Origin of the sequence: Parafrankia sp. FMc2, assembly GCF_041008525.1 — a bacterium.
Lineage (GTDB): Bacteria > Actinomycetota > Actinomycetes > Frankiales > Frankiaceae > Parafrankia.
This window is the reverse complement of sequence record NZ_JBFLUG010000422.1, coordinates 1-1,111: the sequence shown is the minus strand read 5'-3', so window position 1 is coordinate 1,111 and position 1,111 is coordinate 1. Positions and strand designations below refer to the sequence as shown.

The 1,111-nt window shown below is 68.4% G+C and carries 1 protein-coding gene; it reads left to right on the top strand.

The annotated features are described in order from the left end of the window. Positions 1-150: 150 nt before the first annotated feature. A partial coding sequence (locus tag AB1460_RS37690) for an IS701 family transposase (RefSeq protein WP_368967357.1) occupies positions 151-1,111 on the top strand: 961 nt, incomplete at its 3' end.

Here is a 1,111-nt window from a genome sequence, read left to right as displayed (position 1 = left end):
TACTCCAGTGACAGTGGTCGGCGTGTGGTCTCTGGAGTGGGCGACGGCGTGGCGTCCGAACGGGCGCGGCCACCGTGTGATTCTCCGTAGTTTGTGAGAACCAACAAAGAAACCGCGGTGGCCGCGGAGCGGAGTGTATCCGGGTTGGACGTGGCGGTGTGGGAGGCTGGTTTGGAGGAGCTGCTGGCGCGGATCGACCCGTGTTTCGGATCGGAGCAGCCGCGGCTGCAGGCGCGGGCGTATGTGGCCGGGTTGTTGTCTCGGACGGAACGGAAGAACGGATGGACCCTTGCGGAGTTCACCGGTCAGGCGGGTCCGCAGAAGATGCAGCGGCTTTTGAACGGGTATGTGTGGAACGCCGATCGGGTGCGGGACGTCGTCGCGTCGTATGTGATCGAGAACCTGGCCGAGCCGGGTGGTGTCCTCGTGGTCGACGAGACGGGGTTCGTGAAGAAGGGAACTCTCTCGGCGGGGGTGCAGCGGCAGTACTCGGGCACGGCGGGCCGGATCGAGAACTGTCAGATCGGGGTGTTCGCCGCCTATGTCTCCGGGCGGGGGCGGGCGCTGGTCGACCGGGAGCTTTACCTTCCCGCGAGCTGGACCGAGGACCGGGACCGGTGCGCCGAGGCGGGGGTGCCCCGGCGGCGGGGGTTCGCGACGAAGCCGCTGCTGGCCTTGGACATGGTCCGCCGGTTCTGGCTGTCCCACCGGGAGCTGGGCTGGGTCGCCGGTGACGAGGTGTACGGCGCGGACGCGGAGCTGCGGGACTGGTTGGAGGAGCACCGGGTCGGCTACGTGCTGGCAGTCGCGTGCGACACCATGGTGACGACCGCGGTCGGCCGGCGGCGGGTCGACACCCTCGCCGGGCTGGTTCCCGCCGGAGCCTGGGAGACGTATTCCAGCGCGGATGGCGCGAAAGGCCCTCGGTTGTATGACTGGGCGCTGGTCGACACCACGGATCTCGCTGGACCGGAGAACCGGGCCCTGCAGGTTCTGGTCCGCCGTTCCCGTGGGGAGAAGAAGGAGCTGGCGTTCTACCTGACACACAGCCCGCGGCCGGTTCCGCTCGCCGTTCTGGTCACGGTCGCGGGACGTCGTTGGGGAATAGAGG